The following is a 21,395-nucleotide window of genomic DNA, read 5'->3' on the forward strand; positions in this document are numbered from 1 at the left end:
GAAAATTTAACCCTTCACAGGTAGACAACAAGAAAAACTGCATGAAAAAAATGCCTCGTGATGCCTACCTGAAAGGGATTTTTATATAAAAGAAGATCAAACTTCGAGGGATGTTCTCTCTCGACTTTAAGCATTGGCTCTCAGTCAAGTTTTTTTTAATGTTAAGGGGTAACTTGAGATTATTATACGGAACGATCGATAGTTGGACTTTTTAGAAATCTATTTATGATAAGTTGATAAGTTGTTTTTACTCTAAAATTTTTTTATTTTAATCACCCCCCCTTCATAAATGGGGAGTTCATTGCATAAACAAAAAAAGCCTATTCCATCGTAATAAGCTGGATTTTTGAATAGCTTGTACAGGTGGTAGATAAAGAAACACAATAAGGCGAGCAAGTGACTCTATACTCATAAAGGAAGATTTCATAAAAGGATGTATACAAAAATCATTAAAGACACTATATGCTCGCAATATCGCAAAATATCAATGAATTTATCATTTATTTGCTATGAAAACTCATTGGTAGCAGGATTGGGTAGGAGGTTCTAAAGCTTCCAACTGGAAGTGTAGTATTGGTGGAAGATAAAACTAGAATTATTTATCGACATTTACATTTTCTGTAGCATACTTAATATCAATATTATTTTTTCTACAATATTCTTTATAATTTTCTGGAACGGTATCCGATGTAATAATTTGATTAAAATGTCCAATGGACGCATAAGTAATTAGTGCGGCCTTATCAAATTTAGAGTGGTCTACTAGCAAAATATTCTTATCGGCCTTTTCCACAATCCGGCGTTTAATATCATATTCTAGTAGATCAGAATTTGTGACACCACGTTCAATTGAAATTCCTGTTGCTGCCATAAAGCTTTTGGTAATATTGATACGCTTAAAATAGTCCCAAGACTCTACATTGACAAAGGATTGGGTAGTGTGTTTGTACGTCATACCAATTAAAATCAGCTCGTAGTTACTTAATTCAGCAGCTTTATTAATAATATTTAAATTATTAGTGATGATCGTTACATGTTTGTCCGGATCAAAAAAGTCACCAATACAACTGGCCGTTGTACCTGAATCGATATAAATTAAATCGTGATCTTCAATTTCTTCTGCTGCAGCTTTGCCAATAGCCATTTTTTCTTTTGCATGACTAGTATGTCGATATTCATATGGTTGTAATTGATTTGAAAGTGAGGCAACTCCACCATACACTTTTTTTATTGTTCCCGATTCTAAAATTTTGTTAATATCTCTTCGAATCGTATTTTTCGATACATTAAATTTCTCGCATAATTCATTAATACTAGCACTTCCATTTGCATGGATATATGCTTCAATTTCTTGTATTCGCTTTAATTTCATTGATAATTCTCCTTTAAAAATATTCATTACTACCATAACATGCTCTATGCAGTTAATCAATAGTTAACCACAACTTAACAAAAAAATGGATTTTTATAATTTCTTTCCTTGACTACTAAAACATATTGTTTTATGATTGACTTGTAATCAAGATATGCCAAAATGTTCACCAAAACATTACAATAAAAATTCACAAATAAAAAAGAGGTGTCCAAATGGGAAGTGTAAGAACGTTAAAGAACTTTGTTGGTGGAAAGTGGGTAACTAGTACCACAGAAAAATATGAAGATGTTATCAATCCGGCTACTGGTGAAATGATTGCTAGCGTACCTTTATCTACAAGGAAGGAATTGGATGAAGCAGTAAAAGTTGCAAGTGAAGCATTTACATCATGGAGCAAAACGGCAGTTCCAAGAAGAGCACGAATTCTATTTAAATTTCAACAATTACTCATCGAAAATAAACAAGAACTTGCGAGGTTAATTACTACTGAAAATGGAAAGGCATTCAAGGAAGCATTAGGTGAAGTACAGCGCGGAATTGAAAATGTTGAATTTGCAGCTGGTGCTCCAAGCCTAATGATGGCTGATTCATTATCATCAATCGCAACAGATGTAGAAGCAACGAACTATCGTTATCCAGTTGGTGTAGTTGGCGGAATTTCACCGTTTAACTTTCCAATGATGGTTCCATGTTGGATGTTTCCAATGGCTATTGCTTGTGGGAATACATTCATTTTGAAACCTTCTGAACGCACACCATTATTAACAGAAAAGTTAGCGGAACTTCTTGCTGAAGCAGGACTTCCTGATGGTGTATTCAATATTGTTCATGGTGCGCATGATGTTGTAAATGGAATTTTAGAGCATCCTGAAGTTAAAGCAATCTCATTTGTCGGATCTAAACCAGTTGGTGAATATGTTTACAAAAAAGGTTCTGAACATCTAAAACGGGTGCAAGCTTTAACCGGAGCAAAAAACCACACCATTGTTTTAAATGATGCAGATTTAGATGAAACCATTCGCAATGTGATCTCAGCTGCTTATGGTTCTGCTGGTGAAAGATGTATGGCAGCTTCCGTAGTTGCAGTAGAAGAAGGCATTTATGATAAATTTATGGAAAAACTAGTTTCTGAGGCGAAACAAATAAAAATAGGTAATGGATTAGATGAAGATGTATTTTTAGGTCCTGTTATTCGTAAAGAAAATCAACAAAGAACGTTTGATTATATTCAAAAAGGTGTGGACGAAGGTGCAACATTAGTGTTGGATGGCCGTGAAGGTATTCCAAGCGAAGGATATTTTGTAGGACCAACCATATTTACAGAAGTTACTAAGGAAATGACAATTTGGAAAGAAGAAATATTTGCCCCAGTTCTTTGTGTAGTGAAAGTGGAAGACTTAAAAGCTGGAGTCGAATTAGCAAATGCTTCTGAATTTGCTAATGGTGCATGTCTATTTACAAATAGCGCAAGTGCTATTCGTTACTTCCGCGAAAATATTCATGCCGGAATGTTAGGAATTAACTTAGGCGTACCTGCTCCAATGGCATTCTTCCCATTTTCAGGTTGGAAGTCTTCATTCTATGGTACCTTACATGCTAACGGTAAAGATGGTGTAGATTTCTATACACGAAAAAAAGTGGTAACCGCTCGATATGCAACAAAAGATTTCTAAAAGTGTGTGTTTAAAAAGAAGGATAAAGGATCCGTCAGCTAATCACGCTGACCTCATGTCAGCAACGCCGACACTAGCACGCCCTGTACGTCGAAAGTTCGAGGCGATGCAGTTTTGAGTAACGGAATATATGTATTTAGATACATGAGTAGCGCAGAAACAAGTCAACCAAGAAATGTGATGCGTCCTTATTACCGGACTTTTTTATACTATAGGAAAGTATAAAATTTTAGGGTTTATAGTATAAGAAAAACTATAGCTTTCGCTAAAGACTTGGCGACAAGCCAAGTTTTTCTAAACAACTTCTAAAAAGGGGCATAACGATGAGTAAATTGCAATATAAACCAAATAAAAATAGCAAAGCAGGAGTTACTCTCCTGCAAGATATTCACGAAGAGAACTCTGATTTAACATATGTTTCATTTAAATTGATGCAAATGGATAGTGGAGTAACCTATTCAGAAGTACTAAAGGATAAGGAAGTCTGCATCGTTGTTTTAACAGGAAAGGCTTCTGTTCGTACTGGCGATCAGTGGTTCAAGGATTTAGGAACTCGTGAATCCGTATTTGAAAAAAAACCGACAGATAGTATTTATATTTCAAATGACTCCGAATTTAAAATTAGTGCTGATCGTGCGTGTAAGCTAGCATTATGCTATGCACCATCAACAGAGAAAAAACCGGCTCAAGCAATTAGAGCCGCTGATAATTCGGTTGAACATCGAGGGAAATACCAAAACAAACGAATGGTACACAATATTTTACCTGACAGTATTGATATCTCGAATAGTCTATTAGTTGTGGAAGTATATACGGAGGGTGGTAACTTCTCTAGTTATCCTCCTCACAAACATGATCGTGATAATCTTCCGGAAGAATCATTTTTAGAGGAAACTTATTATCATGAAATAGATCCTGAACAGGGGTTTGTGTTCCAACGCGTGTATACGGATGATCGCTCATTAGATGAAACAATGAGTGTTGAACACGGTGATGTGGTATCCGTTCCAAAAGGCTATCATCCAGTAGGAGTGCCAGATGGATACACTTCCTATTACTTGAATGTTATGGCTGGACCTAAGAAAATCTGGAAATTTCATAATGATCCAGACCATGAATGGATTTTAGCCAGAAAGTAGAAGTGGAGGACAAAAACATGAAGCTATTAAAAAAAGGAAGCAAGAAATTCGATATCATTGCCATCGGTAGAGCTTGTATTGACTTAAATGCTGTCGAATATAATCGCCCAATGGAAGAAACGATGACATTTAAAAAATATGTTGGAGGTTCTCCTGCAAATATTGCAATTGGTACATCTAATTTAGGATTGATCGTCGGGTTCATTGGAAAAGTTCCCGACGATCAACACGGTCGTTATATTACCGATTATCTTCATGATAAAGGTGTGGATACAACACAAGTTGTTAAAGATAAAGAAGGACGCAAAGTTGGTTTAGCTTTTACGGAAATTAAAAGTCCAAGCGAATGCTCCATCTTAATGTACAGGGATAATGTAGCAGACCTTTACTTAACTCCAGAAGAGGTTGATGAAGCATATATTCGTGAAACAGAAGCACTGTTAATATCTGGTACAGCACTAGCACAAAGTCCTTCCCGTGAAGCAGTGTTAGCGGCTATTGAATATGCAAAAGCTCATCATGTAAAAGTTATTTTTGAACTGGATTATCGTCCATACACGTGGGCAACCCAAGAAGAAGTATCCATTTACTATACATTAGTAGCACAAAAAGCGAATGTCGTTATTGGTACACGTGATGAATTTGATATGCTTGAAGGAAAAGAAAATGGCGATAATCAGACTACAGTAAATGAACTTTTCAAATATGAGCCGGATTTAATTGTAATTAAGCATGGGGTAGAAGGATCTTATGCTTATGTGAAGGACGGAAAGCAATACAAAGCGAATTCCTACAAAACAAAAGTATTAAAAACGTTTGGAGCTGGAGATGCTTATGCTTCTGCATTTCTTTACGCATTATTCAATGGGAAAGATGTGGAGACAGCTTTAAAATATGGTAGTGCATCAGCAGCCATTGTTGTTAGTAAACATAGTTCTTCTGAAGCAATGCCGACCGTTCAGGAAATTGAACAATTGATTGCTGAGCAATCTTGAAAGAACAGGGGGGAATCACTCTATGGTAGAAACGATCCGATTAACGACTGCACAAGCGTTGATTAAATTTTTGAATCAGCAGTATTTACATGTAGACGGGGAAGAATTCCCTTATGTAGAAGGAATTTTTCATATTTATGGTCATGGGAATGTCGTTGGTATCGGTCAGGCTTTAGAAGAAGATCCGGGTCATCTCAAAACCTTTATAGGAAAAAATGAACAAGGGATGGCCCATGCCGCTGTGGCATTTTCAAAACAATCCTTGCGGAAAAAGATTTATGCAGTGTCAACATCTGCCGGTCCCGGTGCAGCGAATATGATAGCATCTGCCGGGACGGCTTTAGCAAACAATATTCCTGTTCTTTTACTTCCGGCAGATACCTTTGCGACAAGGCAGCCGGATCCTGTACTTCAGCAAATCGAACAAGATACAAGCATGGCGGTAACGACGAATGACGCTTTTAAAGCAGTTTCCCGTTATTGGGACCGAATTCAAAGACCAGAGCAACTGATGTCTGCTTTAGTTAGAGCATTTGAAGTAATGACAAACCCAGCTACTGCTGGTCCTGCTACGATTTGCCTGTCTCAGGATGTTGAAGGAGAAGCATTTGACTACCCGGTAGAGTTTTTCAAAAAGCGTGTTCATTACTTTAATCGTACGGTACCAACAAAACGTGAAATCGAAGGCGCTGTAGAACGAATTAAAAACAGCCGTTATCCGGTAATTATTGTTGGCGGAGGTTGTAAGTACTCGAAAGCAAGACAAGAGTTAATAGCTATTTCTGAAAAACATCATATTCCTTTAGTAGAAACACATGCAGGAAAATCAACGGTGGAATGGCAATTTAAAAATAATTTAGGCGGCCTAGGGATACTGGGTACTTCCGCTGCAAATAAAGCTGTGAAAAAAGCCGATCTAATTATTGGTATCGGTACGAGGTATACCGATTTTACAACGTCTTCTAAAACACTGTTTAACTGGGATAAAATCAAATTTTTAAACATTAATATTAATCGTCCTCAAGCTTATAAATTGGATGCTTTTCAGGTTGTTGGTGATGCTAAAGCAACACTTCAGGAACTGCTTCCGCTGTTAGAAGCCTATACAACAGCATTTAACGATACACTTGAAGAGCTAAAAAGCGAGTGGTTGAAGGAAAGAGATCGATTAGCGAAAGTCCGATTTAAACGTGAAGGATTTGTTCCGGAAATAAAGGGACATTTTTCTCAAGAAACATTGAACGAATATGCAGATGCTTTGGATACAGAACTGACCCAAACAGAAGTGTTTATTGCTTTAAATGAAGCGGTTGATAAAGATGCAATCGTTGTTTCAGCTGCTGGTTCATTACCGGGAGATATGCAGCGACTATGGAACCCTTCCGTACCGAATACGTATCATTTAGAATATGGGTATTCTTGTATGGGGTATGAAATTGCCGGTGCATTAGGAGCCCGTTTGGCTGCACCGGATCAAGAAGTGTACTCATTAGTTGGTGATGGCAGCTTCTTAACGCTTCATACAGAATTGGTTACGGCTATTCAATACAATAAAAAAATCAATATTGTCCTGTTTGACAACTCGGGCTTTGGTTGTATCAATAATTTGCAAATGGATAATGGCAGCTCTAGTCAAGGTACAGAATTTAGAACTTGGGAAAATCAAATTATGAATGTTGATTATGCAAAAGTAGCTGAAGGTTATGGAGCAAAGGCATATAAAATCAAAACTCTGGATGAATTAAAACGAGCCATTGAAGATGCGAAAAAGCAATCCAAATCAACGTTATTTGAAATTAAAGTATTGCCAAAAACAATGACGGACGGATATGAAGGAAGTTGGTGGAATGTCGGGTTATCCGAAGTTTCCACGAAAGAAAGTATCCGAAACGCATTTCTAAATAAGCAAAAAGTAATGAAACGAGCAAGAAAGTATTAGTGAGATGGAAAAACGCTGGAGTTGGCGTAAAACCCATTTAAACAGATGCAAAACTAAAATAGGAGAAATGAGCATGGAGTTAGTTACATTAAATGATGTACTGCCCAAAGCAAAGCGCAAAGGGTATGCAGTTGGACATTTTAATATAAATGGTTTCATTTGGGCGCAAGCAATTTTGCAAGCTGCTCAAGAGGAAAAGGCTCCAGTCGTGATTGCATCATCGGATAGATTGGTAGATTATCTTGGCGGATTTAAGCAAATTGCTGACATGGTTAGAAATCTGATAAAGCGTCTTGACATTCAAGTCCCGGTCGTCTTACATTTAGACCATGGTCAAAGTGTAGAGCGTTGCTTGGAAGCAATCGATGCAGGCTATAGCTCTGTCATGTACGATGGAAGTCATTTTCCGCTTGCAGAAAATATGAAGAATACAAAAAAAGTAGTAGACTATGCACATGCAAATGGAGTATCCGTAGAAGCAGAAATTGGTACAGTTGGCGGTTATGAAGATGGAGTTATTGGTAATATTCATTATGCAGATTTACAGGAATGTGTAGAGTTGGTTAACGCAACAAATATTGATGCTTTAGCAGCTGCATTAGGTTCTGTCCACGGTAAATATAAAGGTGAACCAAAGCTGGGTTTTAAAGAAATGGCGGAAATATCAACAGCTGTAGAGATTCCGCTTGTTCTGCATGGTGCAAGTGGAATTCCACTTGCACAGCTTCATCAAGCGATTACTTTAGGACATGCTAAAATCAATATCAATACGGAGATGAATATTGCATGGCGAAAAGCTTTACAGCATAGTTTAGTAGAAAATCCAGATGTGTATGAACCTAAAATCTTGTTGGAATCGAGTAAGCTGGTAATAAAACAAACAGTTAGTCAGAAAATAAAAGACTTTGGCTCGCATAACAAAGGCAAATAAAAATGAAGCTATCATATGAAATAATAACGAGTGTGGTAAAAACTCAAGGCTCTTTATATGGAGTTCTTGAGTTTTTGATGCTTTCGGATTAACCTAATGTTCTCTTAATCTGGTTTTTTCTTAAAATTACATTGATTTTCTTTTCCTTTTGTCCTTTTTGGAATTTAGCCATTTCTTCCATTCCAACAAGGGTAAAGATTTTGTCCGAATATCGTTGCCCCTGATCCCACTTCAGGTGGACAAAAGGATGTAACGGGAATTAAACCGTCCTCTTTCCCGCATTTATTTTACGTAAAATTCCGTTGGTGACAAATCTAGAATACTAGAATGCATACGTCTTTCGTTATAATAAACCATAAATTCAGCGACAACCTCATTGACCTGGGCATATGTATTAAATTTCCATCTCAATAAAAGCAATTCTCCTCCAAATTGGAAATGACTCGATATGAGCATTCATATTCGGTGTTTTTGGAGAATTCTTTCGTGCCTATTTTGTAATTTTTAAAATTACTCAAAAGTATACCTTACTAGTGTTGCATTAATTGTATCTGTCGAATTCAAATACTAACAATATTCAAAAACAATCTGTTCATACAATTAGAAAAACTTGGCTTGTCGCCAAGTCTTTATGGCGAAAGCGAAAGCTATAGTTTTTCTTATATTATAAACCATAAAGTTTTATACTTTCCTATAGTACAAAAAAATCCTTTACAATGGAAGTACAGGTGGCTCCTGTCCAAATCCAAAAGTAAAGGAAATCTTCATGGACAAGAATACACTAATTTCATCATTTGGTAAATGGATTTCACCAATTAATATTCAGGTGTTTGATCGCGGTTATGTAGACGATGAACGTTTTGATCGGATGACAGATGATGGCTATTTCTTCGTTTCAAGGCTGAAAAAGAACGCCAGCATTCGTAAAGTTACCTCTTTTTCACTTCCTGATGATGATACGGTTCTATCCGACAAAATAGTTCATATCGGAACGACACAAAAACGCACGGAAAACGTCTTTCGTTTCCTTGAAGTCATGGATACAAAGGGAAATTTGCTTCGTTTAATCACAAATCGCTTTGATGCAAGTGCCGAAGAAATCAGTGACATTTACCGATCTCGCTGGGCAATTGAACTCTTTATTAAATGGATGAAGCAACATGTGGTAATGAAGCACTTTTATGGAAGGCGAAACAGCTGTACAGAATCAAGTATTTTTAGTGCTCATTACCTACTGCTTACATGTTCTTATCCAACTGGAGGTGAGAAGCGTAAAAATCTCTACTTCGAATTGCTCGCTGGTTAAAGAGAGCGCTCTGGAAACCATCCTATGTCTGAACTAGGAAGTTTGAAGAAAGATCCAGTCCGTAAATCAGCTGTTGCCGTTGTTGTCTTGGATTAATTGTATATTTTTATCAAATGGACAGTCCAACTTTCTTCAGGTGTTGACTTTTTAGCTCAAAATCACAGAAAGTTTGGAACTGAATATTCTTGTTTTTTTATGCAATGCTAGTGATAATTCCTATGAGAAATAAAACTATTTTAGAAGCGAAAAGAGAATACGGAAATAGGTTACGAGACAGATATAAAAATGTTATAAAGGGCTAACATCTTACTTATTTGACTTCCTGTTTTAGCATACAAGTACATATGTATACATGCATGCTTATATGCTAAATAAACATCGTAAGAATCTTCATTAGGTAAATAGTACGAGAGGTTCTGTAATGTTGATAACTGTGCTTTATAATTGATAGTCATCTTTGTTCTTCCATTTTTAAATAAGACTGTAAATACTTAATTACAGCTCCTTACATTATATCTGCACCAAGCGGGATTGGTATTTCTCCCACTGTTTCTGTATAATGTCTCTTCCTAACTCTATTTTAGGATGGAATTGAATCGCTGCTTGCCTTCTTGTGTCATGTACCGTATTTAAGGCATCTTGTAGTTTGTCAGCTAATCCTTGTTTGCCAGAACGGATTGCCATGGAATACCCCGCGACGATCCCTTGGGAAATCGCTACTTTTGCACCTTCAATCCCAGTTATATTTCCAGCGACGTATAAACCTTCAATAGGGGTTTCCATTTTTTCATTATGTAATGGGACGTAACCGCCAAGCTCATTGACATAGTAGAAAGGACAACCAGCAAGTTCAGCGAGCTCCGTTAACGGGTACAACCCTCCATCAATACAAACAAAATCACATGCGATATTTTCTTCACTTCCGTATATTGGATTACCATCCTTGTCAATCGTACTTACGATTACGCCTTCCACTTGGTTTGTGCCATAAATTTCTATTACCGCCTTTCGAAGCTGAATCGGTACGCCCCACATAGTAACGCCATTTTTAGGGTAAAAGGTGATGCCAAGCTGTCTCATAAAAGGATTGGTCATGAATTTACTCCCTATTCGTAAAAGCCTTGAAGGTGCCAAATATGATGCATGTAATAGAGCTTCCACTACTTCTTTGGGGCGAGCATGCTTGGTAGTTATCCGATTTAATGGAGGCAATGCCATAGCTGCAATATCAATTCCCGCCAAATGTAATTCCATTGCAATGGCAGCGGACAGTACATTCACTCCGATAATAATTCCCCTATCACCCGGTTTTACTCGATGAACATTCGTCATCACTTGTGCTGCACCAACGGACATGACCCCTGGTAATGTCCATCCTGGAATAGGTAAGGGTGATTCAGCTGCTCCAGTAGCAAGTAATAATTGTTTGCTCGAAAAAACAACATCTTCGGTATAAATAAACCATGATGATTCATGACGTTCCATGTCATGAACAGCTGTTTGTAAAAGGATTTCTACACCAGCATGAATAGCTTGATCATATAGTTTGGCAGATTCATCGATCCCATTCCACCAATTTCCATCCGCTTCTTCATACAATTGTCCTAAAAGTCTACCACCCGGCTTTATATATTCATCCAAAACAAGTACATGTAAACCTTCTAGTGCTGCCGTGCTTGCAGCAGCTAATCCAGCTGGACCGGCACCGATAACAATAATATCATACATGGTTAACTCTCCAATCTCGAACGGGAGACGGTAAATGTTTACCACTTTGTACAACCATACCTTCTTTTATAGGTGTTAGACAAGCCCGCTTCCCTTGAATTCCATTAACAGTAACTCTACATTCAAAGCAATGACCGATATTACAATAAATACCTCGTGGTTTTGCAGTTTCTTCATGGAGTCTTAGTGTACGAATTCCATTTGCTAATAAAGCTGCAGCAATAGGTTCGTTTTCCATTCCACTGATTTCCTGGTTGTCAAATGTAAAGTTTATCGTTTTTTTTCTGTTCAATTTTCCAAGGATAGGGTGGTTTTCTAATCTAGTCATGAGATTTCACCACCTAGCTTACCAAAATGAATCGGCCGAATAGGTGCTTGAAATTTTAAGGTTTTCTCTCTTTCATTATGAGCTAAAACTTCTATCATTGTGCTGCACGTCCTCCCACCACAAAAACCCATCCCAGCTCGGGTACGCAATTTCAATTCTCTTGCAGAGCAGCTATAAGTATCTGCTGTTTGCTGTAATTCTGAAAGGGTAACTTCCTCACATCTGCATACAATTATCTCTTTATCGTTCATTATATTTATCACCTCTGTATTCCTTTATAGGATTCATAACTGATATAGCAAAAATTGTGCCAATCTAATTGCTTATCCATGAATCCCTAATTTTTTGAGACGATTATATAAGGTGGCTCTTGTGATTTGTAAGTTTTTCGCGCAAAGCTGCTTGTTTCCACCTGCTTTCTTTAATTCTTGCATAATAATCTTTCTTTCTACTTCTTCTAATCTAGTACTAAGCGCCCGGTTATCGTTCGCGGCGGGTTCTGGTGGAAGGGTAGATGGTGCATGTTTTTTTTCAATATCGAATGGTAATTCTTCCAGATGAATTTCTCCATCTTCGGCAAAGACTACGAGTCGTTCAATAACATTTTGTAATTCGCGAATGTTTCCAGGCCAGTTGTGTTGTAGTAACGCCTGCATTACCTCTTGAGAAATTCCGTGAATCGGTTGCTGATATTTGATTGAAATTTCATGAAGGAAATAGTGGCTTAATTCTATAATGTCTTCCGGGCGTTGTCTTAATGGTGGAATTTCAATACTAATAATATTTAATCGGTAATACAAATCCTCTCTGAATTTTCCTTCGTTTACTAATGCCTTTAAGTCTTTGTTTGTAGCAGCGATAACGCGAAAATCAACGTGTATTTCTCTCGTTCCTCCCACACGGTAAAAGGCTTTTTCTTGTAAAAGTCGTAATATTTTAACCTGCATTTCTAATGGCATTTCCCCAACTTCATCTAAAAACAATGTCCCACCTTGAGCTAACTCTGCTTTTCCCTTCTTTCCTTTCAAATCAGCTCCCGAAAATGCTCCTTTTTCATAACCAAAAATCTCACTTTCAAATAGAGAAGAAGGAATGGCACCGCAGTTAATGGCCACAAATGGAGCGTTCTTATTTTCGCGAATGTGGTGAACAGCTTTAGCAAATAATTCTTTTCCTACACCACTTTCTCCGTAAATTAGAATGCCAGTGTTCGTAGAAGCTGCTTTTTTTATTTTATGAATGGTACGCTTTAGAGTTGGGCTGCTCCCACGTATAGATTGAAATGGATCTTCCTTGGATGTTAATTTCGTTACTTCTTTTTCTAAATGGAATAGTCTCTCTCTTGCTTCGTATAACTCTTTATTTAAGCGAATTTGACTTGTGATATCTGTTTCAGACACCACCGCACCAATGATTCTGTCATTTATACGAACAGGGTTAGAATTAATCAATACAACTTGATTTTCCCTTGCTTGATGTTGATGATGGTAAACAGACGTTCCTTTTTCCAGTGTATTTAAGATTTCTAATTTATCTCGGCTAAAAAAATTAGTAATCAATTGACCAATAATTTTTTCTTTCTTGACAGAAAATAGTTCTTCTGCTCCCTTTGTCCAGGCAATTACTTGCTTGGACTGGTCAATCACAGTGCATGATTCATCCACTGTTTCCAGTATGGTAGTTATGTATGCTTGTAATTCAAGGAAATAGGTTAATAGTTGGGAAATAAATTCATTTATGTGGATATACCCGATCATTTCTTCGCTATTTTTTGCTTGTACAATTAAACAAGAGCATTCTTGCAGCCATTGTACAAGGTTGTGCACTGGACTATTATTTTTAATCGCTTTGCAAGGAAGAAGTTCAACATTTGCTTTATGGTTGGCTAATGATACATGATAATATGCTGAACCTTTACGAAAAAAGACTTTTTCATTTTGTTTAGATAGAGCATGTAGCTGATGTTTCTTTTGATCGGGAACAAGATTGTCGGCAATCAAAAAATTGGTAGACACAAATGACTCCGTAGTAGGAAGTTTTGTAAGCACTATCACATTCTCCTCCAATATGTATAAAAATATTTACACTTTTAAAATATTTTTACACAATTGTTCATAATTTTCAATCCTTTTTGCTGCTTTATTTTATCCCGCATGTTAGGTTTGTAAGTCTTCTGCTACAGGGAGCCTAAGGCAGTCCCAAAACTGTACCTAAATACCCGATTTCGTTTGTACAGGTAGGATATTAATCGAGTAAGCATTGCAACATGACAAGAAAAAGCTTCGGAAGCGACCCCTCGCATGCAGAAAAAGTGTTTTTCTTTTTCAAAGACAAGGAAAGCTCCGTCAGCGTACGCAAAAAAAGTGTTTTTTCTTTTTCAAGTACAAGGGAAGCTCCGACAGCGATACCTCACACGCAGAAAAAGCGTTTTTTCTTTTTCAAGGATACCTGTACGCCTAGCCTTTGATCTACTGTTTCAAAGGATCAAAGAAAATCCCGACTGATTGAAAGTTCACTTTATATTAAACTTTCATTTGATATTCTTCTTTAAACATCCTTTATAAAATACAGATGAGTTTCTAGTATGTGCAGCCTTTACTGTTTACTGCTGTGTAGAGTACAAACTGCTTGTTTAGTTAAGTTTTTTCCATTGCTGACAGTAAGACCTTCCCTTCCGCCTTGCAGGTGAATTTCAAGAGGATGAGAGGTAGATTCAACTACAAAACAAATATCGAATTCAATTCATCTAACCATCATTAGGGGAAAAAGAAGACTTCACTGATTGAAGTTTCACTTTAATAAATTTGTTGGCATGAATTTTGCAATTGTCTTGTGGAAAGGAGGGAAGAAAGCATGCATTCTGCAACTCATTGTGATGTTATTATTATTGGCGGAGGGATTATTGGAGCTGCAATATCTTACTATACTACGAAGGCTGGTTTAGATGTTACTGTGCTAGAGAAAAATGAATTAGCTAGTGGAACTTCTTCCAGATGTGATGGAAATATTTTAGCGATTGATAAAGACCCGGGGTTCGATAGTCAAATGTCATTAAAAAGCCAGCAGTTAGTACATGAGCTAGCTCAAGAATTGCACGTTCCATTCGAATATCGTAATCCGGGAAGCATTCTCGTTTGTGAAAATGAACAAGAGCTGGAAGCTGCTCATAAGTGGGTAAATCAGCAGCGGGAAGCGGGCCTTGAGTTTCATATGCTTGATCGAAATGATTTGAAAAATGAATCGGCTTATTTTGCGGATGATTTATACGGTGGATTGGAATGTAAAACAGATTCGACAGTAAATCCCTATATGCTTACCTATTCTTTGTTCTATAGTGCCAAACAACTTGGAGCAAAAGTACATACGTATACGGAAGTTAAGCGATTAAACCGAGACGAGAATGGACAATTTATTGTTCAAACAACAGCGGGTGAATTTACAGCCAATAAAGTAGTGAATGCCTGTGGTGTGTGGGCGCCATTCATTGGAGAAATGCTGGGAGTAAGCATTCCAATTCATCCAAGGAAGGGTCAAATCATTGTGGCGTCCAGACAACATCCTGTTGGTCTTCGCAAGGTAATGGAGTTTGGCTATTTAATTTCCAAGTTTGGAGGAGAGAGGCAAGTAGACAATATGACGGAAAAGTATGGGGTGGCATTGGTGTTTGAACCGACCGAAAGTCAGAATTTTTTGATTGGCAGTAGTCGGCAATTTGTAGGCTTTAATCATAAAGTGAGTCATGAAATCACTAAATACATAGCTAAGCGGGCAATCCGATTTTATCCGAAAATGGCTGATATGATGGTTATTCGAACATATGCAGGGCTGCGACCATGGACAAAAGATCATCTGCCAATTGTATCACCTGTTGATGAAGTTCCTGGCTTTTATATTGCTTCTGGTCATGAAGGAGATGGGATTAGCTTAGCGGCAATTACTGGAAAAGTAATGGCAGAAATGCTCGCCGGAGAGGAAACAACGATTCCCGTTGAGGCATTAAGATATGATCGCTTTAAAGAGAGGGTGGTGAATTAAGTGAAATTTAATAAGTTATTTACGACGATTGATACACATACAGGAGGTAACCCGACTAGAACTGTTTTAACCGGTTTACCTGAGTTAAAAGGGGAAACAATGGCTGAAAAAATGCTTGATATGAAAGCAAATCATGATTGGATTAGAAAGTTCCTCATGAATGAACCTCGTGGGCATGATGTTATGTCTGGAGCATTGATGGTAACACCTTGTCGTTCGGATGCTGATGCTGGAGTGATTTTTATTGAAACAGGTGGTTATTTACCAATGTGCGGGCACGATACAATTGGTTTTTGTACAGCATTAATTGAAGCGGGTATGGTAGAGGTTATAGAACCATATACATACATTCATTTAGATACACCAGCTGGTTTAGTGAAAACGAGGGTTAAAGTTACAAACGGTAAAGCCAAAGAGGTAACTTTTACAAATGTACCTTCCTTTTTATTAACGTCGGTTGAAATAGACGTGGAAGGAATGGGGAATGTGCATTGTGATATTGTTTATGGCGGTAATTTTTATGGTATTATCGATGCCAGAAAACTCGGTATTAGCTTAACACCAGACAACGCTTCACACATTATTGAGCAGGCCATTACCATACGTAACATGATTAACGAAAATGTGGAAGTGGTTCACCCATTGTATCCTTTCATTAAAGGTTTAACACATATTGAGTTCTTTACAGATCCAGTACATCCGGAAGCAGATTTAAAAAATACTGTAATTGTTCCTCCTGGCGGTATTGATCGTTCACCTTGTGGTACGGGAACTTCTGCGAAACTAGCTCTGATGTATAGCCAGCAAGAAATCAGTGTAAATGAATTTTTTACATATGAAAGTATTGTCGGTACTTTATTTAAAGCGAGAATCATCGAAGAAACGAACGTAGATGAATATATAGCGATAATTCCTGAAGTAACAGGGTCTGCTTGGGTAATGGGTATGCACCGGTTTTATTACAATGAACGTGATCCATTGAAAGAAGGCTTTTTGCTAATTCCGCCAATGGAATCACAACATTGAGGAGGGAAGCGGTTGGATGTAAACAAGATAATGAACACATATGATGTCCATGTATTAGGAGAAGGATTTCGAATAATAATGTATTCACCTTTCCAACTACAGAGGAAAGAGAGTATTTCTTTAGATACAGCTTTAAAAAATCAGCTTTTGTCAAAAAGGCGGCTTCTATTGAATGAACCGAGGGGACATCGCGGAATAACTGGATGTGTAATTACACCATCAGAGCAGGCTGATTTTGGAGTTATGTTTTTGCATCATCACGATGAAGTTTATTTTAGTTATAGCGGTCTTTTTGCTGCTTTAACAGCTCTGTTAGAAACTGGAATACTGGAGGCTTCTCGAAGTGGGGAGTATGCGATTGAAACTACGCAGGGGGTTTACAATTTATATGCTGAAATGAATGGAAATGAAGTAGTAAACATGCAAATGAATTTCCTATTAGGCGAAGTAACAGGTAATACGAATGATTGGGAACGAGTGCAAATGGATGAGCTAAGGGACTATTATGTTTTTAAGTTACCTTCATCCATTCCGACTATTTCGTTGCAACATCTTTCTCAAATGAAAAACTGGGTAAAGCTAGTACTTCCAAATTTTAAAGGAAGGAGGAATTTTGCCGGGATTATTTTAACAGAGGCTTTAGGAGAAGAGAAGTTTCGTTCTGTTTCATTTGAAAAGGATGGATTTATTTTACGTTCACCAGGTATAGATAGCACAATTGCTTTATTAACATCGGCGAGAGAAAAGGAAGAAAAAATAGCACATATTATTCATGAAAATCTCATTGGTACCCGTTTGACTGCGACAATGACGGATGGGGTGTACTCTATTCGACTGCGGCCGATTTTAACTGGTGATCATCAGTTCATTTTGCAAGAAGATGACCCATTGAGAGAAGGTTTTTTATTAAAGTAAAATAGCGAAATCATATGAAAACGCTTCACAAAAGGGGATGTGAAGAATGGAAATGAATAGGCGTTTGCCTACACTTGGAGAGGTTTTGTTTGTACTGATCTCATTTGTTTTGATTATGTTTTTATTTGTTGTACAGTTTTCAATTCCAATTCAGTTAGGCTTGTTATCAACGTGGTTCATCATTATGCTAGTAGGTTGGAAAATTGGTTATTCGTATAATGAGATGCAAGAAGGCTTACTTAAGGGGGTATATGATGGTTCAGAAGCAGTGCTGATTCTTATTTCAGTTGGTGCATTAATTGGAACATGGATTGCTGGGGGAATTGTTCCAAGTATTATTTACTATGGACTTACAATCATTCATCCGAGCATTTTTTTAGTCGCAGCGTTTATCATTTGTGCGATCACATCTATTGCGACTGGTACTTCGTTTGGTTCAGCAGGTACAGCAGGGATTGCGATGATGGGGATAGGAGCAAGCTTTGACTTGCCTTTAGCATTAGTTGCAGGGGCTGTTGTTTCTGGATGCTATGTAGGGGATAAAATATCACCCTTATCTGACACGACTGTTATGTCAGCCTCCTTATCAAGGGTGAACCTTATTGAGCATATTAAATCTATGCTTACAGTAAGTGGCCCTGCATTTTTGCTAACAGGCCTTCTATTTTTAATCACTGGTTATTTCTTTTTAGATACCTCTGGAGATTTAACCCAAGCAAATGAAACAATGGCTGCACTGAATGAACACTTTTCCATTAGTTGGTATATGTTAATCCCTGCCATTATTGTTATTGGTTTACTGGCCATGAAATTACCATCTATTCCCGTTATTTTGTTTGGTGCTTTACTCGGAACAATATGGGCGTATTTGTTTCAGAATATCTCACTATTAGAAGCCTTCAAGATTTTGTATCAAGGGGGTGAAATTACATCTGGTGTAGAATTTATTGATAATTTGTTAAACCGTGGTGGCATTGTATTTATGTTTGATGTCATCGTTTTAATTATATTTGCACTTGGTGTTGGGGGGTTAATGGAAAAAGTTGGAATCTTACAAGCGATTTGCCTAAGGATGTTACGTTGGGCAGATAACGCCGGTAAAACAACAATAACGACTATATTATCTGGATTTTTTGGTAATTTCTTTGGTGGTGCTGCATATGTTTCGATTATTACTGCAAGTAAAATTACCGAGGAGAATTATGATCGTTTAAATATTGATCGTCGAGTGTTATCTAGAAATACAGAGGCAGGTGGCACAATGACGACGCCCATGGTTCCGTGGTCAGATGGCGGTGTGTTTATGGCAACAACCCTTGGGGTGACAACATTAGCTTATCTCCCATTTCTATGGTTTAACTTAATCGTTATTTTGATCACGATATTATATGGATTTACCAATACGTTTATTTGGTATACCAAAAAGAATGTTGACTCAAAAACAAACCGATTGGATACAAAACAAGCTGAAAGCCTATAATTTATGTTTAAAAAAAGCAAAAAAGGATTAAGGTCTTCTAAGACATCCGTACTTCTTTTTTGACAAATAACTATAAATTTTATAACAGAAAAATTAGAGGAGGAAGTAAAAATGAAACAATTGGAAGGTGCATTTCCTGTACTCGTTACACCAATGTTTGAAAGCGAGGAGGTGAATGTTGACGGTTTAAAATCCAATATTGAACATTTTATTAAACAGGGTGTAGCAGGATTAGTCGTTAACGGAAGCACAGGAGAATTTGCTAGCTTGGAAAATCTGGAAAAACTACATTTAATGGAAGTAGCTGTTGAACAAGTAGCTGGCAGAGTTCCTTTAATTGTTGGAACGGCTGCAGAGACAACAAAAGATGCGATTATGTATACACAATATGCTGAAAAAACAGGAGCAGATGCAGCTTTACTAATTAATTCGTATTATGCACATCCGAAAGATGCAGAGATTTATGAACATTTTAAAGCCGTAGCGAATTCTGTGAAGTTTCCAATCATGATTTATAATAATCCGTTTACATCAGGTGTTGATATTGGAACAGAAACGATCTTACAAGTGGGGCGTGACGTCGAAAATATTACCCATATTAAAGAATCGAGTGGGGAAATTCGGAAAGTGCGTGATATTTCAAGACAAGGAAAAGGCCATATTAAAACGTTCTGTGGTGCCGATGATCTAGTGTTAGAGTCTTTATTAGTCGGAGCAACAGGTTGGATTTCTGTAGCGGGCAATATTGTTCCAAGATTAGCTACCGATTTATTTAATAGTGTACAACAGGGAGAATTGGAGAAGGCTTGGCATTATTACGACCAAATCCTTCCGTTATGCAATTTTTTGGAAGGTTCAGGGAAATATGTACAGATTGTGAAGCGGGCGATGGATTTGCAGGGACTTGCGGGAGGACCATCAAGAAAACCACGATTACCTTTAAATCCGCAAGAAGAAGAGATGTTAAAAGATATTTTGCAGCAGCTTGAGCAATATGTAGTAATATAAAAAATAAATGAGAGGAGAATAGTCGTATGGTTACATCGCAAATGGAGTTAAAGCCGAATGTAAAAGCCTTTTTAGATCAAGAGGTTGGATTATATATTAATGGAGAGTATACATCTGCAAAAAGCGGTCAAACATTCCCGGTGTACAATCCTGCTACGGAAGAGGTTTTAGCTGAAGTTAGTGAAGCGCAAGCAGAGGATGTTGATCTGGCTGTGTACGCAGCTAGGCAGGCATTTGAAGGAGGAGAATGGCCCAAATTATCAGCTGCGGAACGCTCGCATTTAATATATAAATTCGCTGACTTATTGGAAGCACATAAAGAAGAATTAGCACAATTAGAAACACTTGATAATGGGAAGCCTTACCAAGTTGCGCTAGAGGATGACATTGCCGGTACGATAGAACATTTTCGTTATTACGCTGGGTGGGCAACCAAAGTTTTAGGACAAACCGTTCCTATTTCTCCAGACTATTTAAATTATACAATCCATGAACCTGTTGGCGTAGTAGGGCAAATTATTCCTTGGAACTTTCCAATATTGATGGCTTCATGGAAATTGGGAGCTGCTTTAGCCACTGGTTGTACATCTGTATTAAAGCCTGCAGAACAAACACCACTTTCTTTATTATATGTGGCTCGCTTATTGGAGGAAGCTGGCTTTCCAAAGGGAGTTGTTAATATTGTTCCTGGATATGGTGAAGTTGCAGGTGAAGCAATTGTAACCCATCCAGGAATTGATAAATTAGCATTTACAGGGTCTACGAGTGTTGGAAAATCAATTATGCGTAAGGCTGCAGAGCAAATAAAGGATGTGACACTGGAATTAGGGGGGAAATCACCAAATCTAATTTTAGAAGATGCAAATATTGACAAAGCAATTGAAGGTGCGTTTGATGGAATTATGTACAATCACGGGCAAAATTGTAGTGCTACATCCCGTGTCTATGTGTACAGGAAACATTATGATCGTGTTGTTGAAGCGTTAGTCGAGCGTGCAAATGCAACAAAACTCGGTAACGGGATGGCAGCAGGTACGGATATGGGACCACTTGTTTCAAAAGAACAATTCGATCGAGTGCTTAATTATATTGAAATTGGCAAAGAAGAAGGAGCTAAATTAGTAGCTGGTGGTGAAAGAGCAGGAGATAAAGGATATTTTGTTAAGCCGACGGTGTTTGCAGATGTTGAAGATGATATGCGGATTGCAAGAGAAGAAATATTTGGTCCTGTTGTTGCAGTCTTTTCATTTGATACGACAGAGGAAGCAATTAGAAGAGCCAACGATAGTGAATATGGTTTAGCAGCTGCGGTATGGACTGAAAATATCCGAACTGGACACCAAGTAGCCAGAAGATTAAAGGCTGGGACAGTATGGATTAACGACTGTAATCAGGAAAATCCCGCTGCTGCATTTGGAGGGTATAAACAGTCAGGTATTGGTAGAGAAATGGGGAATTATGCACTCGACAATTATACTGAGGTCAAAAGTGTTTGGGTGAATTTACAATAAGGATAA

The 21,395-nt window shown here is 37.6% G+C and carries 17 protein-coding genes and 1 pseudogene; 12 read left to right on the plus strand and 6 right to left on the minus strand.

Annotated features, from left to right (window positions below; translation table 11 throughout):
• Window positions 1–595 precede the first annotated feature (595 nt).
• A complete protein-coding gene (locus KQI21_RS07860) occupies window positions 596–1,372 on the minus strand; it encodes a DeoR/GlpR family DNA-binding transcription regulator (protein ID WP_216483662.1) in 777 nt (258 codons plus the stop codon).
• 215 nt (window positions 1,373–1,587) lie between these two features.
• Here KQI21_RS07860 and KQI21_RS07865 point away from each other — a divergent pair, with 215 nt between their 5' ends.
• From KQI21_RS07865 to fba, 5 genes are all read left to right on the plus strand, one after another.
• Complete coding sequence (locus KQI21_RS07865) at window positions 1,588–3,048, plus strand: CoA-acylating methylmalonate-semialdehyde dehydrogenase (RefSeq protein WP_216483663.1); 1,461 nt, start codon at window positions 1,588–1,590, stop codon at window positions 3,046–3,048.
• Between the two features lie 323 nt (window positions 3,049–3,371).
• Complete coding sequence (gene iolB, locus KQI21_RS07870; RefSeq protein ID WP_216483664.1) at window positions 3,372–4,187, plus strand: 5-deoxy-glucuronate isomerase; 816 nt, start codon at window positions 3,372–3,374, stop codon at window positions 4,185–4,187.
• 17 nt (window positions 4,188–4,204) lie between these two features.
• Complete coding sequence (iolC, locus tag KQI21_RS07875; RefSeq protein ID WP_216483665.1) at window positions 4,205–5,182, plus strand: 5-dehydro-2-deoxygluconokinase; 978 nt, start codon at window positions 4,205–4,207, stop codon at window positions 5,180–5,182.
• A 22-nt stretch (window positions 5,183–5,204) separates the two neighbouring features.
• A complete protein-coding gene (gene iolD / locus KQI21_RS07880; protein WP_216483666.1) occupies window positions 5,205–7,121 on the plus strand; it encodes a 3D-(3,5/4)-trihydroxycyclohexane-1,2-dione acylhydrolase (decyclizing) in 1,917 nt (638 codons plus the stop codon).
• Between the two features lie 73 nt (window positions 7,122–7,194).
• Window positions 7,195–8,052, plus strand: coding sequence for a class II fructose-1,6-bisphosphate aldolase (fba, locus tag KQI21_RS07885; protein WP_216483667.1), 858 nt, complete (start codon window positions 7,195–7,197; stop codon window positions 8,050–8,052).
• A gap of 282 nt (window positions 8,053–8,334) precedes the next feature.
• Here the strand turns inward: fba and KQI21_RS16745 are convergent, their stop codons facing one another.
• Window positions 8,335–8,508 (minus strand): IS3 family transposase, encoded by a 174-nt coding sequence (locus tag KQI21_RS16745; RefSeq protein ID WP_373687640.1) that lies wholly within the window; start codon window positions 8,506–8,508, stop codon window positions 8,335–8,337.
• A 370-nt stretch (window positions 8,509–8,878) separates the two neighbouring features.
• Here KQI21_RS16745 and KQI21_RS07895 point away from each other — a divergent pair.
• Window positions 8,879–9,390: pseudogene (locus tag KQI21_RS07895) on the plus strand (IS4 family transposase); the annotation flags it as partial.
• Between the two features lie 478 nt (window positions 9,391–9,868).
• Here KQI21_RS07895 and KQI21_RS07900 read toward each other — a convergent pair.
• From KQI21_RS07900 to KQI21_RS07915, 4 genes are all read right to left on the minus strand, one after another.
• Window positions 9,869–11,086, minus strand: coding sequence for an NAD(P)/FAD-dependent oxidoreductase (locus tag KQI21_RS07900; RefSeq protein WP_216483669.1), 1,218 nt, complete (start codon window positions 11,084–11,086; stop codon window positions 9,869–9,871).
• Window positions 11,079–11,414, minus strand: coding sequence for a (2Fe-2S)-binding protein (locus KQI21_RS07905; RefSeq protein ID WP_216483670.1), 336 nt, complete (start codon window positions 11,412–11,414; stop codon window positions 11,079–11,081). Before KQI21_RS07905 ends, KQI21_RS07900 begins: the two co-directional genes overlap by 8 nt.
• Window positions 11,411–11,665 (minus strand): (2Fe-2S)-binding protein, encoded by a 255-nt coding sequence (locus KQI21_RS07910; protein ID WP_216483671.1) that lies wholly within the window; start codon window positions 11,663–11,665, stop codon window positions 11,411–11,413. Before KQI21_RS07910 ends, KQI21_RS07905 begins: the two co-directional genes overlap by 4 nt.
• Before the next feature lie 72 nt (window positions 11,666–11,737).
• Entirely contained in the window at window positions 11,738–13,462 is a 1,725-nt protein-coding gene (locus KQI21_RS07915) for a sigma-54 interaction domain-containing protein (RefSeq protein ID WP_309245524.1), read from the minus strand.
• An 805-nt stretch (window positions 13,463–14,267) separates the two neighbouring features.
• Here KQI21_RS07915 and KQI21_RS07920 point away from each other — a divergent pair.
• From KQI21_RS07920 to KQI21_RS07945, 6 genes are all read left to right on the plus strand, one after another.
• Window positions 14,268–15,449: an NAD(P)/FAD-dependent oxidoreductase gene (locus KQI21_RS07920; RefSeq protein WP_216483672.1), complete on the plus strand. Its 1,182-nt coding sequence runs from the start codon at window positions 14,268–14,270 to the stop codon at window positions 15,447–15,449.
• Window positions 15,450–16,475: a proline racemase family protein gene (locus KQI21_RS07925; protein ID WP_216483673.1), complete on the plus strand. Its 1,026-nt coding sequence runs from the start codon at window positions 15,450–15,452 to the stop codon at window positions 16,473–16,475.
• Window positions 16,476–16,487: 12 nt separating this feature from the next.
• Window positions 16,488–17,390: a proline racemase family protein gene (locus KQI21_RS07930; protein ID WP_216483674.1), complete on the plus strand. Its 903-nt coding sequence runs from the start codon at window positions 16,488–16,490 to the stop codon at window positions 17,388–17,390.
• A 46-nt stretch (window positions 17,391–17,436) separates the two neighbouring features.
• On the plus strand, window positions 17,437–18,870 hold the full coding sequence (gene nhaC, locus KQI21_RS07935; protein ID WP_216483675.1) for a Na+/H+ antiporter NhaC: 1,434 nt from the start codon (window positions 17,437–17,439) through the stop codon (window positions 18,868–18,870).
• 111 nt (window positions 18,871–18,981) lie between these two features.
• A complete protein-coding gene (gene dapA / locus KQI21_RS07940) occupies window positions 18,982–19,878 on the plus strand; it encodes a 4-hydroxy-tetrahydrodipicolinate synthase (protein WP_216483676.1) in 897 nt (298 codons plus the stop codon).
• Between the two features lie 26 nt (window positions 19,879–19,904).
• On the plus strand, window positions 19,905–21,389 hold the full coding sequence (locus KQI21_RS07945; protein ID WP_216483677.1) for an aldehyde dehydrogenase family protein: 1,485 nt from the start codon (window positions 19,905–19,907) through the stop codon (window positions 21,387–21,389).
• Window positions 21,390–21,395 lie beyond the last annotated feature (6 nt).

The sequence above is a fragment of the Virgibacillus proomii genome (genome assembly GCF_018916875.1).
GTDB classification, from domain to species: Bacteria; Bacillota; Bacilli; order Bacillales; family Amphibacillaceae; genus Virgibacillus; species Virgibacillus proomii_B.

Excerpts from the sequence above, each read along its gene's own strand:
- dapA (WP_216483676.1), top strand. The coding sequence starts at position 18,982 with ATGAAACAATTGGAAGGTGCATTTCCTGTACTCGTTACACCAATGTTT.
- iolD (WP_216483666.1), top strand. The coding sequence starts at position 5,205 with ATGGTAGAAACGATCCGATTAACGACTGCACAAGCGTTGATTAAATTT.
- KQI21_RS07945 (WP_216483677.1), top strand. The coding sequence starts at position 19,905 with ATGGTTACATCGCAAATGGAGTTAAAGCCGAATGTAAAAGCCTTTTTA.
- fba (WP_216483667.1), top strand. The coding sequence starts at position 7,195 with ATGGAGTTAGTTACATTAAATGATGTACTGCCCAAAGCAAAGCGCAAA.
- iolC (WP_216483665.1), top strand. The coding sequence starts at position 4,205 with ATGAAGCTATTAAAAAAAGGAAGCAAGAAATTCGATATCATTGCCATC.
- nhaC (WP_216483675.1), top strand. The coding sequence starts at position 17,437 with ATGGAAATGAATAGGCGTTTGCCTACACTTGGAGAGGTTTTGTTTGTA.
- KQI21_RS07860 (WP_216483662.1), bottom strand. The coding sequence starts at position 1,372 with ATGAAATTAAAGCGAATACAAGAAATTGAAGCATATATCCATGCAAAT.
- KQI21_RS07910 (WP_216483671.1), bottom strand. The coding sequence starts at position 11,665 with ATGAACGATAAAGAGATAATTGTATGCAGATGTGAGGAAGTTACCCTT.
- KQI21_RS07905 (WP_216483670.1), bottom strand. The coding sequence starts at position 11,414 with ATGACTAGATTAGAAAACCACCCTATCCTTGGAAAATTGAACAGAAAA.
- KQI21_RS07920 (WP_216483672.1), top strand. The coding sequence starts at position 14,268 with ATGCATTCTGCAACTCATTGTGATGTTATTATTATTGGCGGAGGGATT.
- KQI21_RS16745 (WP_373687640.1), bottom strand. The coding sequence starts at position 8,508 with ATGCTCATATCGAGTCATTTCCAATTTGGAGGAGAATTGCTTTTATTG.
- KQI21_RS07865 (WP_216483663.1), top strand. The coding sequence starts at position 1,588 with ATGGGAAGTGTAAGAACGTTAAAGAACTTTGTTGGTGGAAAGTGGGTA.
- KQI21_RS07900 (WP_216483669.1), bottom strand. The coding sequence starts at position 11,086 with ATGTATGATATTATTGTTATCGGTGCCGGTCCAGCTGGATTAGCTGCT.
- iolB (WP_216483664.1), top strand. The coding sequence starts at position 3,372 with ATGAGTAAATTGCAATATAAACCAAATAAAAATAGCAAAGCAGGAGTT.